At 71.9% G+C, this 13,383-nt stretch carries 15 protein-coding genes; 7 read left to right on the top strand and 8 right to left on the bottom strand.

The genetic code is table 11. The annotated features are described in order from the left end of the window. Positions 1-2 precede the first annotated feature (2 nt). Positions 3-2,021, bottom strand: coding sequence for a biotin carboxylase N-terminal domain-containing protein (locus L3X23_RS18445; RefSeq protein ID WP_308116985.1), 2,019 nt, complete (start codon positions 2,019-2,021; stop codon positions 3-5). An 11-nt stretch (positions 2,022-2,032) separates the two neighbouring features. Then, entirely contained in the window at positions 2,033-3,631 is a 1,599-nt protein-coding gene (locus L3X23_RS18440) for a carboxyl transferase domain-containing protein (RefSeq protein WP_237193367.1), read from the bottom strand. Positions 3,632-3,764: 133 nt separating this feature from the next. On the opposite strand from L3X23_RS18440, the gene L3X23_RS18435 reads away from it, so the two are divergent. Together L3X23_RS18435 and L3X23_RS18430 are read left to right on the top strand one after the other, a co-directional pair. After that, a complete protein-coding gene (locus L3X23_RS18435; protein ID WP_237193366.1) occupies positions 3,765-4,937 on the top strand; it encodes an acyl-CoA dehydrogenase family protein in 1,173 nt (390 codons plus the stop codon). A 37-nt stretch (positions 4,938-4,974) separates the two neighbouring features. Then, positions 4,975-5,778 (top strand): enoyl-CoA hydratase/isomerase family protein, encoded by an 804-nt coding sequence (locus tag L3X23_RS18430; RefSeq protein ID WP_237193365.1) that lies wholly within the window; start codon positions 4,975-4,977, stop codon positions 5,776-5,778. Positions 5,779-5,859: 81 nt separating this feature from the next. Here the strand turns inward: L3X23_RS18430 and L3X23_RS18425 are convergent, their stop codons facing one another. Genes L3X23_RS18425 through L3X23_RS18415 form a run of 3 tightly spaced genes read right to left on the bottom strand, consistent with a single transcriptional unit; the run spans position 5,860 to position 9,079 of the window. Beyond that, entirely contained in the window at positions 5,860-7,494 is a 1,635-nt protein-coding gene (locus L3X23_RS18425; RefSeq protein ID WP_237193364.1) for an AMP-binding protein, read from the bottom strand. Next, positions 7,491-7,916 carry a Zn-ribbon domain-containing OB-fold protein gene (locus L3X23_RS18420; protein ID WP_237193363.1) on the bottom strand — a complete coding sequence of 142 codons (426 nt, stop codon included), beginning with the start codon at positions 7,914-7,916 and terminating at the stop codon, positions 7,491-7,493. The genes L3X23_RS18425 and L3X23_RS18420 overlap by 4 nt, the downstream gene beginning before the upstream one ends. Further along, complete coding sequence (locus L3X23_RS18415; protein ID WP_237193362.1) at positions 7,913-9,079, bottom strand: thiolase family protein; 1,167 nt, start codon at positions 9,077-9,079, stop codon at positions 7,913-7,915. The genes L3X23_RS18420 and L3X23_RS18415 overlap by 4 nt, the downstream gene beginning before the upstream one ends. A gap of 71 nt (positions 9,080-9,150) precedes the next feature. On the opposite strand from L3X23_RS18415, the gene L3X23_RS18410 reads away from it, so the two are divergent. Beyond that, positions 9,151-9,660, top strand: a complete 510-nt coding sequence (locus tag L3X23_RS18410) for a PaaI family thioesterase (RefSeq protein WP_237193361.1) — start codon at positions 9,151-9,153, stop codon at positions 9,658-9,660. Here the strand turns inward: L3X23_RS18410 and L3X23_RS18405 are convergent. Next, positions 9,653-10,237 (bottom strand): hypothetical protein, encoded by a 585-nt coding sequence (locus L3X23_RS18405; protein ID WP_237193360.1) that lies wholly within the window; start codon positions 10,235-10,237, stop codon positions 9,653-9,655. The two genes, L3X23_RS18410 and L3X23_RS18405, sit on opposite strands and share 8 nt — an antisense overlap. 211 nt (positions 10,238-10,448) lie before the next feature. Here L3X23_RS18405 and L3X23_RS18400 point away from each other — a divergent pair, with 211 nt between their 5' ends. After that, a complete protein-coding gene (locus tag L3X23_RS18400) occupies positions 10,449-10,613 on the top strand; it encodes a hypothetical protein (RefSeq protein WP_237193359.1) in 165 nt (54 codons plus the stop codon). Between the two features lie 75 nt (positions 10,614-10,688). On the opposite strand, the gene L3X23_RS18395 is transcribed toward L3X23_RS18400, so the two are convergent. Next, entirely contained in the window at positions 10,689-11,606 is a 918-nt protein-coding gene (locus tag L3X23_RS18395; protein WP_237193358.1) for an ABC transporter ATP-binding protein, read from the bottom strand. A gap of 206 nt (positions 11,607-11,812) precedes the next feature. On the opposite strand from L3X23_RS18395, the gene L3X23_RS18390 reads away from it, so the two are divergent. Both L3X23_RS18390 and L3X23_RS18385 read left to right on the top strand, forming a co-directional pair. Next, positions 11,813-12,019: a hypothetical protein gene (locus L3X23_RS18390; RefSeq protein ID WP_237193357.1), complete on the top strand. Its 207-nt coding sequence runs from the start codon at positions 11,813-11,815 to the stop codon at positions 12,017-12,019. 89 nt (positions 12,020-12,108) lie between these two features. After that, positions 12,109-12,543 carry a polyhydroxyalkanoate synthesis regulator DNA-binding domain-containing protein gene (locus L3X23_RS18385; RefSeq protein WP_237193356.1) on the top strand — a complete coding sequence of 145 codons (435 nt, stop codon included), beginning with the start codon at positions 12,109-12,111 and terminating at the stop codon, positions 12,541-12,543. 12 nt (positions 12,544-12,555) lie between these two features. On the opposite strand, the gene L3X23_RS18380 is transcribed toward L3X23_RS18385, so the two are convergent. Then, complete coding sequence (locus L3X23_RS18380; RefSeq protein WP_237193355.1) at positions 12,556-12,726, bottom strand: hypothetical protein; 171 nt, start codon at positions 12,724-12,726, stop codon at positions 12,556-12,558. 169 nt (positions 12,727-12,895) lie between these two features. Between L3X23_RS18380 and L3X23_RS18375 the strand changes: the two genes are divergently transcribed. Beyond that, positions 12,896-13,342, top strand: a complete 447-nt coding sequence (locus tag L3X23_RS18375) for a universal stress protein (RefSeq protein WP_237193354.1) — start codon at positions 12,896-12,898, stop codon at positions 13,340-13,342. The last annotated feature ends 41 nt before the right edge of the window (positions 13,343-13,383 follow it).

Genomic DNA, 13,383 nt, shown 5'->3' with positions numbered 1-13,383 from the left:
GCTCACGGCTGTTCCGCGCCGTCCTCGTCCTGGGTCGCCTCGACCACCGCGAGGACGTCGCCCGTAGCCACCTGGGCCCCGACGGTGACCGGCACCTCGGCCAGTACGCCGTCGACCGGGCTGGTGACGGTGTGCTCCATCTTCATCGCCTCGAGCACGACGAGCGCTTGGCCGGCCGTGACCGCCTCGCCGACGGGCACGGGCAGCCGCAGCACCGAGCCGGGCATCGGAGCCGTGAGCGACCCCGGCGCCATCTGCGTCGACGGGTCGACGAAGCGGGGGACCGCGGTGAACGCCGCCGATCCCGCCGCGCTGTCGACGTAGGCGCGGTCGCCGTCCAGCACGACGTCGTAGCCGCGTCGCACGCCGCCCGCCTCGAGGACGACCCGATCGGGGCTCTGCCCGAGCACGGTCACCGGCGACACCGGGATGCCGTCGACCTCGACGTCCAGGCCGTCGCGCGCGAGCAGGTAGCGCACCGTGACCTCGCGGCCGTCGCCCACCGTCCAGACCGCGGTCTGGTGCTGAGAGGGGTTGTTGCGCCAGCCGGAGGGCAGGGTCGGCTGGACCCGTGCCCCCGCGCGCCGCGCCGAGACCTGGGCGAGTGTCGCCGCGACCGCGTGCAGCCGCTCGCCGACCTCGTCGATCAGCGGCGCGCCGAGCGCAGCCGGGTCGTGGCGGTCGAGGAACCCGGTGTCGGTGCCGCGGCCCGCGAACTCCTCGTGGCGGAGCACCCGGACCAGCATGTCGCGGTTCGTGGTGACCCCGTGGATCCGGGCGTCGGCGAGGGTGGCGGCGAGGGTGCCGAGGGCCTCCTCGCGAGTCGGCGCCCACGCGATCACCTTCGCCAGCATCGGGTCGTAGAGGTGGCTCACGACGGAGCCGTCCCGCACGCCCGAGTCGACGCGGACCCCCGGGCGGTCGGCGAACCGCACGGTCCGCAGGGTGCCGGTGCGGGGCAGGTAGCCGTGGGCCGGGTCCTCCGCGTACAGCCGCGCCTCGACGGCGTGCCCGTTCAGCCTGGGCTCCAGCGCCGCGGCGGGCAGCGGCGCACCCGTCGCGACGTGCAGCTGCAGCGCTACCAGGTCCAGGCCGGTCACCAGCTCGGTGACCGGGTGCTCCACCTGCAGCCGGGTGTTCATCTCGAGGAAGGCGAAGGTGCCGTCCTCCGGGCCGCCGTTCGCGTCCAGGACGAACTCGACGGTGCCCGCGCCGACATAGCCGACGGCCTTCGCGGCCGCCACCGCGGCCGCCCCCATCTCGCTGCGCAGCTTCTCGTCGACGACCGGGGACGGGGCCTCCTCGATCACCTTCTGGTGCCGCCGCTGCACCGAGCACTCGCGCTCGAACAGCGACACGACCGTGCCGTGCGTGTCGGCCATGACCTGGATCTCGACGTGCCGCGGGCGCTGCACGTACTTCTCCAGGAACACCGTGCCGTCGCCGAACGCGGACGCCGCCTCGCGGGTGGCGGACTCGACGGCCTCGCCGAGCTCACCGGCGGCCGCCACGATCCGCATCCCGCGACCGCCCCCGCCCGCGCTGGCCTTCACCAGCAGGGGGTATCCGACACGGTCGCCGAGCTCGCGGAGCCCGTCGGGGGAGAGCCCGGTGGCGTCCCCGCCCGCGAGCACCGGCACCCCGGCGTCGGCCATCATCCGCTTGGCCGTGAGCTTGGAGCCCATCGCGTCGATGGCGTCCGGCGGCGGGCCGACGAAGAGCAGGCCCGCTTCGGCGCAGGCCCGGGCGAACCCGGCGTTCTCGGAGAGGAACCCGTATCCGGGGTGGACCGCGTCCGCCCCGGCCCGCTTGGCGGCGTCGATGACCGCGGCCGCGTCGAGGTAGGTCTCGGCCAGCGTGGCCCCCGGGAGGCGGACCGCCTCGTCGGCCTCGTCGGTGTGCCAGGCGTCGGCGTCCGCGTCGGCGTACACCGCGACGGTGGCGATGCCGAGGTCGCGGCAGGTGCGGAAGATCCGACGGGCGATCTCGCCGCGGTTGGCGACGAGCAGCTTGCTGATCACGGGCATCGTCATCACATCCGGAACACGCCGTAGCCGCGACGGCCACGGACCTCGGCGTTGTGGATCACGGACAGGCACAGGCCCAGGACCGTGCGGGTGTCGCGCGGGTCGATGATCCCGTCGTCGTAGAGCCTGCCGCTGTTGGCCAGGGCCAGCGACTCCCGCTCGATCTGCTCCTCGACCCGGCTGCGCATGGCGGCGTCGGCGTCCTCGTCGAACGGCAGGCCGCGGTCGGCCGCGGACTCGCGGGCCACGATCGAGAGCACCCCGGCGAGCTGGGCGGGCCCCATGACCGCGGACTTGGCGTTCGGCCACGTGAACAGGAATCGCGGCGAGTAGGCGCGCCCGCACATGCCGTAGTTGCCCGCTCCGTAGGAGGCGCCCATCACGATCGTCAGGTGCGGTACCGCGCTGTTGGACACCGCGTTGATCATCTTCGCGCCGTCCTTGATGATTCCGCCCTGCTCGTACTGCGAGCCGACCATGTAGCCGGTGGTGTTCTGCAGGAAGATCAGCGGGGTGTCGACCTGGTTGGCGAGCTGGATGAACTGGGCGGCCTTCTCGGCCTCCTCGCTGAACAGGATCCCTCGCGCGTTGGCCAGGATGCCGACCGGGTAGCCGTGCACCGAGGCCCAGCCGGTCACCAGCGACGTGCCGTAGAGCGGTTTGAACTCGTCGAACGCCGAGCCGTCGACGACCCGGCCGATCACGTCTCGCGGGTCGAAGGGCACCTTGGGGTCCACCGAGGCGATGCCGAGCAGCTGCTCGGGGTCGAGCAGCGGCGGGGTGGGCGCCATCGTCGGGCCGGGACCCTGCTTGCGCCAGTTCAGCCGGGCCATGACCCGGCGGCCGATCCGGATGGCGTCCTGCTCGTCCTCGGCCATGAAGTCCGCGAGCCCGGATACCCGGGCGTGCATCTCGGCCCCGCCGAGCGACTCGTCGTCGGACTCCTCGCCGGTGGCCATCTTGACCAGCGGCGGCCCGCCGAGGAAGACCTTCGAGCGGTTGCGCACCATGACCACGTAGTCGCACATGCCGGGCACGTACGCCCCGCCGGCGGTGGAGTTGCCGAAGACCAGCGCGAGGGTCGGCAGACCGAGCGCGCTGTGCTGGGTCAGGTCGTGGAACAGCTGCCCGCCCGGGACGAAGATCTCCGCCTGGGTGGGCAGGTCCGCGCCGCCGGACTCCACGACGTTGATGATCGGCAACCGGTTCTCGCGGGCGATGGCCATGCCCCGGAACACCTTGCGGAAGGTGTACGGGTTCGACGCCCCGCCCCGGACGGTCGGGTCGTGGCCGATGATCATCGACTCCACGCCCTCGACGACGCCGATCCCGACCACGACGCTTCCGCCGACGGGGAACTTCGTGCCCCACGCCGCGAACGGCGAGAGCTCCAGGAATGCCGTGTCGGGGTCGAGCAGGAGCTCGATCCGCTCGCGGACCAGCATCTTGCCCCGCTTGCGGTGCCGCGCGACGTACTTCTCGCCGCCTCCCCCGTTGGCGAGCGCGAGCTGCTCGGCGATCGAGTCGAGCTGCGCGAGCAGCCCGTCGCGGTTCTGGACGTAGCCGGCCGCACTGGGCTCGACTCGGTCCGGTAGGACGTCCACCAACGTGTTCCTCCGAGCGGGGTCGCCATCGATCTCCTGGCGCTTCACGTTAGCGGGCGCTAACGTCCGACGACAACGGGGTGGCCCGAAACGTGGCGTCGGCAGGCGCCCCGAGAACGAAGGAGGAGAGCGCATGGTCGGAGTGGCCGAGCACGTCCAGGACTCGGTGGACCCGTGGACCACGCAGGAACGTGCGGCCCTGCGCCAGATGGCGGTTTCCTTCACCCGCAAGGAGATCGCGCCGCACCTGGCGGACTGGGAGGACGCGGGTGAGCTGCCCCGCGAGCTGCACCGGCGGGCGGCCGAGGCGGGCCTGCTCGGCATCGGGTTCCCCGAGGAGGTGGGCGGATCGGGCGGGGACCTGCGCGACCTCGTCGTCCTCACCGAGTCGGTGATGGCGGGCGGCGGGTCGTCGGGTGTCCTCGCGAGCCTGCTCACGCACAACATCGCGGTGCCGCACATGGTCGCCCAGCGCGACCCGGAGCAGATCCGCCGCTTCGTCGCGCCCACGCTCGCGGGCGAGAAGATCGGCAGCCTGGGGATCACCGAGCCGGACACCGGCTCGGACGTGGCCGGGATCCGGACCACGGCCCGACGCGAGGGTGACCACTTCGTGGTCAACGGCGCGAAGCTGTTCATCACCTCGGCCGTGCGGGCCGACTACGTCACCACCGCGGTGCGCACCGGCGGGCCGGGCGCCGGGGGAGTGTCGCTGCTCGTCGTCGAGCGGGGCACCCCCGGCTTCACGGTGTCGCGGCGGCTGCGGAAGATGGGCTGGCACTGCTCGGACACGGCCGAGCTGGGCTACGCCGACGTGCGGGTGCCCGCCGCCAACCTCGTCGGCCCGGAGAACAGCGGCTTCCTGCAGATCATGCAGCAGTTCCAGGTGGAGCGGGCGTTCCTGGCCGTCCAGTCCTACGCCACCGCCCAGCGCTGCCTCGACCTGACCCTCGAGTGGGTCAAACAGCGCGAGACCTTCGGGAGGCCGCTCTCCACCCGCCAGGTGGTCCGGCACAAGATCGTCGACATGGCGACCGCGGTCGACGTGGCGCGGACATACACCCACGCCGCCGTCGACCGCATCATCGCGGGCGACACCGACGTGCGGATGGTCTCGATGGCGAAGAACCAGGCGGTGGAGGCCTGCGACCTCGCCGTCGACACGGCGGTGCAGCTCTTCGGCGGCATGGGCTACCTGCGGGAGTCGGAGGTGGAACGGCACTACCGCGACTCGCGGATCCTCGGCATCGGGGGCGGCACCACCGAGATCATGAAAGAGATCATCGCCAAGCAGATCGGGCTGTGAGCCGACCGCCCGCGCGACCACGACCAAGGAGCACGCAGTGGACTACGGCAAGTACGAGTACCTGACCTTCGAGCGGCCGTCGGACGGCGTCCTGCTGATCACGATCAACCGGCCGGAGCGGCTGAACGCGACGAACAAGCGCCTGCACTGGGAGCTCAGCACCGTCTGGCTCGACGTCGACGCCGACGACGAGTGCCGCGTCGCCGTCATCACCGGCGCGGGCAAGGCGTTCTCCGCGGGCGGCGACCTGGACATGGTCATCGACCAGGCGAAGGACTTCAAGCAGGTGGCGGCAATCTCCAAGGAGGCGGCCGACCTCGTCTACAACATCGTGAACTGCCAGAAGGTGGTCATCTCCGCGATCAACGGCGTCGCCGTCGGCGCGGGTCTCGCGGCAGCGCTGATGGCGGACATCTCGGTCATCGCCGAGGACGCCCGGCTGACCGACGGGCACCTGCGCCTCGGCGTCGGCGCGGGTGACCACGCCGCGATCGTCTGGCCCATCCTCTGCGGGATGGCCAAGGCGAAGTACTACCTCCTGACCGCGGAGTTCATCGACGGGAAGGAGGCCGAGCGGATCGGCCTGGTCTCGCTGTGCAGGCCCGTCGAGGAGGTGCTCTCGACCGCGCTCGGGGTGGCGGAGAAGCTCGCCGTGGGCCCGCAGCACGCGCTGCGCTGGACCAAGCGCTCGCTCAACCACTGGATCCGGGATGCGGGCCCGATCTTCGAGGCGTCGCTGGCCTACGAGATGCTCAACTTCTTCGACGACGACGTCCTCGAAGGGGCGCAGGCGATCAAGGAGAAGCGGGCCCCGCGCTTCCCGTCCGTCGCCGGGCCGTGAGCGAGCCGCGGGTGGCCCGGTAGGCCTGCGGCCACCAGCCCCGCGGGAGGCGCCGACCGCGGCGCCCCCCGCGGGGGTGTCTCAGCCCTCGAAGTGGCCCCGGTGCTCCTCGCGCAGCACGTTCTTCTGGATCTTGCCGGTGGCGGTGCGGGGCATGGCGTCGACGAACAGCACTGCCTTGGGCACCTTGAACCCGGACAGCCGGGTCTTCGCCGCGGCGATCACGTCGTCCTCGGTGAGGTCGGTTCCCGGCTTGGGCGTGACGATCGCCGCGATGGCCTCCGACCAGCGCTCGTGTGGCAGCCCGACGACGACGACCTCCTGGATCCGCGGCTCCGCCTCGTAGAGCGCCTTCTCCACCTCGATGGAGGCCACGTTCTCGCCGCCGGACTTGATGACGTCCTTCTTGCGGTCGGCGAACCAGAGCAGGCCGTCGTCGTCGAACCGGCCGACGTCGCCCGAGTGGAACCAGCCGTGCGCGAACGCCTCCGACGTGGCCTCCTCGTTGCGCAGGTAGCCCTCCATCGCGTGCGGGCCCCGGTAGACGATCTCGCCGGTCTCGCCGACCGGCAGCAGGGTGCCCTCGTCGTCCATGATGCCGACCTGCACGTTGGGCACCGGGAGGCCGACCGAGCCCGCGTGGCTGAGCTGGTACTCGGGCGGGAAGACCGTCGTGATCGGGTTCATCTCCGTCTGCCCGAAGCCGAGCGCGAAGTCGCAGTCGAAGACCTCGATCGCCCGGCGCAGGTCGGTGTCGGGCATCGGCGCCATGGCGTAGAGGGCGAGCCGCAGGCTCGACAGGTCCCGCTTGTCGACGTCCGGGTGGTCCATCAGCGCCCGGTACATCATGGGCAGGCCGAAGATCTGCGTGATCCGCTCGGTCTCGATCGTGGCCAGCAGCGCCGCCGGGTCGAAGGCCCGCATCAACACGAGCGTGCCGCCCATGTAGAGCAGCCCGGTGGTGAAGCCGTTGAGCTGCGCCGTGTGGAACAGGGGCATCATCGCGACCGAGCGCTCGCCGGCGTTGATGCCCAGCACGAGCGGCGCGTTGAGCGACTCGATGTAGACCGCGACGTGGCTGCTGACGACGCCCTTCGGCGCCGAGGTGGTGCCGCTGGTGTAGAGGTAGCTGATCGGGTCCCGGTCGCCGACGACGCACTCGGGGTCGGTGCTCGGCGCGTCGCCCACGAAGGCGTCGAGGGACTGCCACGTGCCGGCGGCACCCGGCTCCCACGCGGCCCCGGTCCCGGGCGCGACCAGCACGTCGGTGACCGAGGAGGAGGACGCCACCCGCTGGATCGCGGCGTCCACCAGCGGGGCGAGCTGACTCTCCACCACGACGCCGCGCGCCCGCGAGTGCTCCAGCACGTAGCCCACCTCGGGCGGGCCCCACGCCAGGTTGATCGGCACGCACACGACGCCCGTCTTGGCGCAGGCGAAGTACGTGGTGAGGAACTCGACGCTGTTGCCGCTGGCCAGGGCCAGAACGTCGCCCCGGCCGTAGCCCGCGGCGAGCAGCGCGTGGGCGAGGCGGTTGACCTCGTCGTCGAGCTCTCGATAGCTGAGGCGACGCGGCCCGTCGACGACGGCCAGGTGGCCCGGGCTGCGCCAGGCCGCCCGGGTCAGCATGTCGCCCACGTTCACCCTGGTGATCAGGTTGGTGTTCAGCTCGTCCTGGGGCACGGAGGTCCTCTCGTCGGGTCTGCGCTGGCTCATGAGGGAACGAAACGGACGATGCCGAGGTCGCCGATGCGCTCGAAGGCGGCGCGCACCGCCATCCCGGCGACCACGGTCTCGGGCGCGCAGCCCTCCACCGTGGACACCATCTGCGGGCCCTCGGCCAGCTGGACGACGACCACGACGTACGGCGCGGACCGCGGCAGGTCGTTCCACGGCGGCCTGCTGACGAGGGCCGCCACCAGGACGGTCGCCTCGCCCGAGACCTCGGTCCACGCGAGGTCCGCCGAGTGGCAGCGCGGGCAGAACGGGCGCGGGTAGTGGAAGAGCAGACCGCATCCCGAGCACTCGCGCACCGCGAGGCTGCCGCGGGCGGCGGCCTCGAAGTGGCCCCGGTTGACCTCGTCGACACGGGGGAGCACGGCGGGGTCTGCGAGACCCTCCAGGAAAGCGGTGGTCATGATCCCTCCAGGACGACGGTGACGTGGCTGCAGAGCATCGAGCCGTAGGCGTGCACGACGGCCCGGTCGGCCCGCTGCACCTGCGTGCCCGCCGCACGGCCGGTCATCTGCTGGTAGGCCTCGAGGACCCCGCAGATGCCGGAGGCGGTGCCCGCATGGCCGAACCGCAGCAGACCGCCGTTGGTGTTGACCGGCAGCCGCCCGCCCGGGCGCGTCGCGCCCTCCCGGTACAGCTCGACCGCCTTGCCCCGCTCGGCGAGCCCGAGCTCCTCGAGCAGCATCACGGGGTTCGAGCTGAAGGCGTCGTAGAGCTGGGCGAGGTCCACCTCGGCGGGTGTGATCCCCGCCTCCGCGAAGGCCTTCGCCCCGGACCGGGTGGCGCCGGTCGTGGACAGGTCCGGCATCGAGGTGAGGAACCCGTGGGTGTGCCCCTCGCCGATCCCGACGACGTGGACCGGGCGGTGCGGCAGCCTCGCCGCACGCTCCGGGGACACCAGTAGGAAGGCTCCGCCACCCTCGCAGGGGATGGAGCAGTCGAGGTAGCCGAACGGCCCCGCGATGTGGCGGGCGGCGAGGACGTCTGCCGCGCTGAACGCCCCGGCATCGGCCCCGATCGCGGTCGGGTGCGCCACCGCCCACTCCTGCTGGGCGGCCACGGCCTCGGCGAACACCTCCCGGGTCTGTCCGACCTCGTTCAGCCAGGCCTGGGCGATCAGCCCGTAGAGGGTGGGGATCGACGGCGCGTAGGGGAGCTCGTAGTCCGGGTGGCAGGTCATCGTCATCAGCTGCCTGCCGACGTCGCGGATCGGCGGGAAGACCCCCGCCGAGACGCACAGGACCGCCGAGCACTGGCCGGACTGGATGGCTCGCGTGGCGACCCCGAGCATCGCCAGGTGGCTGCCGCCGCCGAGCTGGACGCCGAGCTGAAGGCCCAGGTTGTGCAGTCCGAGCGAGTCCTGGATCTCCTCGGAGAGGAAGGTGTGCTCGATCGACTCGCCCATCATCGAGCCGACGCACAGCAGTCCGTCGACCTCGTCCGGTCCGAGGCCCGAGTCTCGCAGCGCGGCGACCGCAGACTCGAGATGGAGGTCGAGGAACGGGCGGTCCAGTCTGCCGGGCGCCACCTCCGCGAAGCCGGCGAGTGTTGCGAGGGGTGTGGGCATGGGTGGACGTTAGCAGCGGCTAACATCGGGGGCCACAGTTCGAATACGGAACGACGGCCGCCGGAGGCGACGTGACCAGTCCTGAGTCCCCGTCCGCCGACGAACAGCGGTTCAGCATCGAGTTCGGCGACATGCTGTGCATGGGCTGTAGGCCTCGGGGCCGCTGCCGGTTCGGGATGGTCCTCCACCGCGGACCCGAGGGTTCGGTGGAGGGCGTCGCCCACTTTGGACCCGAGCACGAGGGCGCGGGTGGTGTCGCCCACGGCGGCTCGGTGATGGGCGCGCTCGACGAGGCCTGCGGGGCCGTGTCGCTGGCGGCCGCGGCCCTGTCGGTGACGGCTGAGATGGACGTGCGGTTCCGCCGCCCGGTGCCGCTGCAGCGCGACCTGCTGGTTCGGGCCTGGCCGGAGTCGCGCAGCGAGCGCGGCCACTGGGTCATCCGGGCCACGCTGGCCATGCCGGACGCCGATCGGCCCTTGTGCGAGGCGCGGGCCCGGTTCGTCGAGCGTGACCCCGCCCGCCACTACGGCCGCTTCCACCAGTGGCTCGCCGAGCGGGACGGCGGTGCACCCGTCAGTTGACCCCGCGCTCGCGGCCCGCCCAGTAGGGCTCCCGCAGGTCGCGCTTGAGGATCTTCCCCGCCCCGGACTCGGGCAGCGGGTCGGCTCTGAGGTCGACGGTACGCGGGATCTTGACGCAGCCCAGCTTGCTCCGGCAGTGCTCGATGAGCTGCGCTGGGCTGCACGAGGCGCCGCGCCGCGGTACGACGACGGCACGCACCCGCTCGCCCCACGTGTCGTCGGGCACCCCGATGACGGCGGCCTCGAGGACGTCCGGGTGGGTGTAGAGGATGTTCTCGACCTCGGCGGAGTAGACGTTCTCCCCGCCGGAGATGATCATGTCCGTCACGCGGTCGACGATGTCGATGTAGCCCGCCCACTCCGGCGCGCCGCCCTCGCTGTCACTCGGCGCGCCGGCTCGGCGTGGTCGGCCGCAGCGGCCGCTGCCCGCTCGGCGACGGAGGAGCAGCGTGGATGGCTGCTGGCACTGGCCGACGCCGTCTCGGGACCGCGAGGGCACCCGCCGCGGGCACATCGGGATCGCGCGCGCCGTGGCGGCGAGCGACCCGGACCGGGCGGCGAGGTCATGCTCCGCCATCTGCAGCAGTTCGAGGAGGTGCTGGACGCGCGGGGGAGGCTCGACCAGCCGGTCGTGCCGCGGGAGCGCTGGCTGGAGGGTGGGCTCGACCGGTCGTGACCAGGCCGCGGCAAGGGTGATCCGGGCCGCAGTGTGGGTGCTGTCATGGACAGGTACTTACGCATTGCGTAAATTACGCAGTGCGTAAGAAACGCCAACTCAGGAGGACACCATGGCCCGCAAGACCAGCATCACCGGCTTCCTCAGCGATGTCACCGACAACGTGAAGGACCTGGTCGACGACGTCATCGACCGCGGTCGCGACCTGGAGAAGGACACCCGCAACTCGGTGTCCGACGCGGTGTCCGAGGACCGCGACGAGGACAAGAAGGCCTGAGTCGCGCACCGGCCGCCCCCGGACCGCCCAGCGGGTCCGGGGGCGGCGTCGTGTCCACGGCCGGTCCGGGCGGACTCAGCCCGCGCCGGACAGGCGGACGGCGATGACGAGGGCGGTCACCAGGACGAGCCCCGCGACCAGGATCGCGACCAACCGTGGATCGACGGCCACCGTCCAGCGGCGGCCGGCAGGCGGAGCCGGGATGTCCATCGGGCCCAGGCTGTCCCGCACCCGGAAACGGTCGTCGAAGTCGGCGGCGTCGCGCACCCCGTCGAGCAGCTCGGCGACCGGTCCGTTCGCGACCAGGCGGCCGTGGGCCAGCACCGCGAGCCGCCCACCGAGCGCGCGGGCCAGCTCGATGTCGTGGGTGGTGACGACCACGGTCGAGCCTCGCCGGGCGTGGACGTCGCGGACGGCTGCGACCGCTCGGGCGACGGTGGTGGAGTCGAGGCCGAGGTCGATGTCGTCGAGGACGATCAAGGGGGGCTCGGGGGCCAGCGCACGGGCCAGGGCGACCCGCCGCCGGGTGTGTGCGGGCAGCTGCTCGGGGAGCCGGTCGTGCGCGTCGGCGAGCCCCAGGGTGCCCAGCCAGCGGCACACCGTCGCGTGGACCGTCTCGTCGTCGTCGACGCGCAGACGCAGCGGGTAGGCGACGTTCTCGTAGACGGTGAGCGAGCCGAACACCGACGAGTCGAACAAGGTCGCGCCGCCGAGCAGCACACCCATCGACCCGCGCAATGCGGTGAGTCCCCGCTTGTCCAGGGTGTGCACCACGCGCCCGCCCACCTCGATGCTCCCGGAGTCGGGCTTGCGCAGGCCGACGAGGTGCCGCATGAGCGTGGTCTTGCCGCCGCCGGACTCGCCCATCAGCACCGTCAGCTCGCCCGCCGGGAACTCGCCGCGCAGCCTGCGCAGCACCGGTTCGTCACCGAACCGGACGGTGATGTCGTCGAACCGCACGGCGGGTGGCCCCGCGTCCCCGTCCCCTGTCATGGACCCTCCTGTGCCGCAGGCCGCGCCGCCGCCTCGTGGCGGTGGTCGAATGGTCCCGCGCGTCGCGCGCCGAGGCGACACCGGGGCGGCTGCGCCCCGTCAGTCGAGATGGCGCCGCTCACATCGGCTGGACGCAGAATTACGCATTGCGTAAATTCGGTTCCGACGGGGGGATCCCCGCGACACCGACGATCGGAGCGTGTGACATGGCCCGCAAGAAGACCAGCCTGACCGGCTTCCTCAGCGACATCGTGGACAACACCAAGGACCTCGTCGACGACATCGTCGACCGCGCCAAGGACGTCGAGCGCGACGTGCGCAACTCCGTCGGCGACGCCGTGGCGTACGACCGCGAGGACGAGAAGCCCGCCGCGACCACCGGTACGCGCGCGACCGCCTCGGCCAAGGCCTGAGCACGTCTGCGACGCATCCGTCGACGGGCCCCGGGGGACTCCCCGGGGCTCGTCGGCGTGTCACGCGAAAGCGTGATTGGATCGGGACCGTGGACGGTGTAGAAGGCGGCGGTGCCGCGAGCCCCGGGGACGCGCGGGTGATCAAGCGGTACGCCAACCGCAAGCTCTACGACACCGGTGAACGCCGGTTCACCTCACTGGCGGCGATCCGGCGCCTGGTGCGCGACGGCGTCGAGGTCGTCGTGCTGGACCACGACAGTGGCGCCGACCGCACCGAGGAGGTGCTCACCCACGCCCTGCACCGGACCGAGCCAGGCGGGGAGGGGGCGGGCATCCCGGTGATCGCCGAGCTCATCCGCGCGCCGGGCAGGCTCGCGCGCGCGGTGCTGGGCGAGGGCGAGGGCGAGCGGGACGTCGCAGAGCTCCAGCGTCTGCGCGATGAGGTCGACGCGCTCTCGCGCAAGCTGGACCAACTGCTCGCGGAGCGCGACGGGGCGACCGGCGACCGCGAGCAGCGGACCTGACGGACCGCGCCGTCAGAGCAGCTTGAGCGGCAGGTCGACCACTCGGCGCACGGCGATGATGGGGACCACCCGCCGCATCTTCGCCTCGTCGCTTCCCGGCAAGGACGTGACCACGGTCGCCGACGCCCCGGCGACGGCGTCGGCGGTCGAGGTCACCAGCTTGCGTACGGTTCTGATCAGCACGGCTGCCTCCGAGGTGGTGTGATCGCATCGTTGCGACCAGGTGGACGGAAGGCTACTCGTCGGTAATGGACTCGTCACCCGGAGGTCGGGTGACAGCGGGCGGCCGACGCTCTCGCTTAGAGTAATCTCCCTTCAACCGAAAGTCATGAACAGGTTCGAGGAGCGCTCCATGTACAGCTCGATCGTCGTCGGCACCGACGGCTCGCCGACCTCGCACCGCGCCATCGCGCGAGCGGCGGAACTCGCCCGCGGCTCATCGGCGAAGCTCGTGATCGTGTCGGCCTACACACCCGCCAGCAGGCTCGACGAGGCAGACGCCGCCGACGCCCTCGGCGACGAGGCCTTCCTGGCCCGCGGTGCGAGCCCGGCCGAGGAGGTGCTCAAGCTCGCCGCGGACGTCGCCGTCGAGAGCGGCGCCACCGACGTCGTCACCCAGGCCGTGGACGGCGCGCCGGTAGACGTGCTCAAGGACGCCGTGAAGGAGCACGGCGCCGGGCTCGTGGTCGTCGGCAACCGCGGGCTGAACAGTGTCGCGGGCAGGCTGCTGGGCTCAGTGCCGAGCGGCGTCGCCAGGTCCGCGGGCATCGACGTGCTCATCGTCCACACCACGGACTGAGAGAGTGTTGTGAAACCTGGGCGGTCAGCCGTCGGCGCCTT

Origin of the sequence: Pseudonocardia sp. WMMC193, from assembly GCF_021728735.1 — a bacterium.
Classification (GTDB): Bacteria; Actinomycetota; Actinomycetes; order Mycobacteriales; family Pseudonocardiaceae; genus Pseudonocardia; species Pseudonocardia oroxyli.
Note: the sequence above shows the minus strand (reverse complement) of the source record. Positions and strands in the feature narration are given on the sequence as shown.

What these genes read in the sequence shown, in the direction of transcription:
- L3X23_RS18420 (WP_237193363.1), bottom strand. Translation starts at nt 7,916, where the DNA reads ATGACCACCGCTTTCCTGGAGGGTCTCGCAGACCCCGCCGTGCTCCCC.
- L3X23_RS18390 (WP_237193357.1), top strand. Translation starts at nt 11,813, where the DNA reads ATGGCCCGCAAGAAGACCAGCCTGACCGGCTTCCTCAGCGACATCGTG.
- L3X23_RS18435 (WP_237193366.1), top strand. Translation starts at nt 3,765, where the DNA reads ATGGTCGGAGTGGCCGAGCACGTCCAGGACTCGGTGGACCCGTGGACC.
- L3X23_RS18395 (WP_237193358.1), bottom strand. Translation starts at nt 11,606, where the DNA reads ATGACAGGGGACGGGGACGCGGGGCCACCCGCCGTGCGGTTCGACGAC.
- L3X23_RS18415 (WP_237193362.1), bottom strand. Translation starts at nt 9,079, where the DNA reads ATGCCCACACCCCTCGCAACACTCGCCGGCTTCGCGGAGGTGGCGCCC.
- L3X23_RS18405 (WP_237193360.1), bottom strand. Translation starts at nt 10,237, where the DNA reads ATGGCGGAGCATGACCTCGCCGCCCGGTCCGGGTCGCTCGCCGCCACG.
- L3X23_RS18375 (WP_237193354.1), top strand. Translation starts at nt 12,896, where the DNA reads ATGTACAGCTCGATCGTCGTCGGCACCGACGGCTCGCCGACCTCGCAC.
- L3X23_RS18400 (WP_237193359.1), top strand. Translation starts at nt 10,449, where the DNA reads ATGGCCCGCAAGACCAGCATCACCGGCTTCCTCAGCGATGTCACCGAC.
- L3X23_RS18425 (WP_237193364.1), bottom strand. Translation starts at nt 7,494, where the DNA reads ATGAGCCAGCGCAGACCCGACGAGAGGACCTCCGTGCCCCAGGACGAG.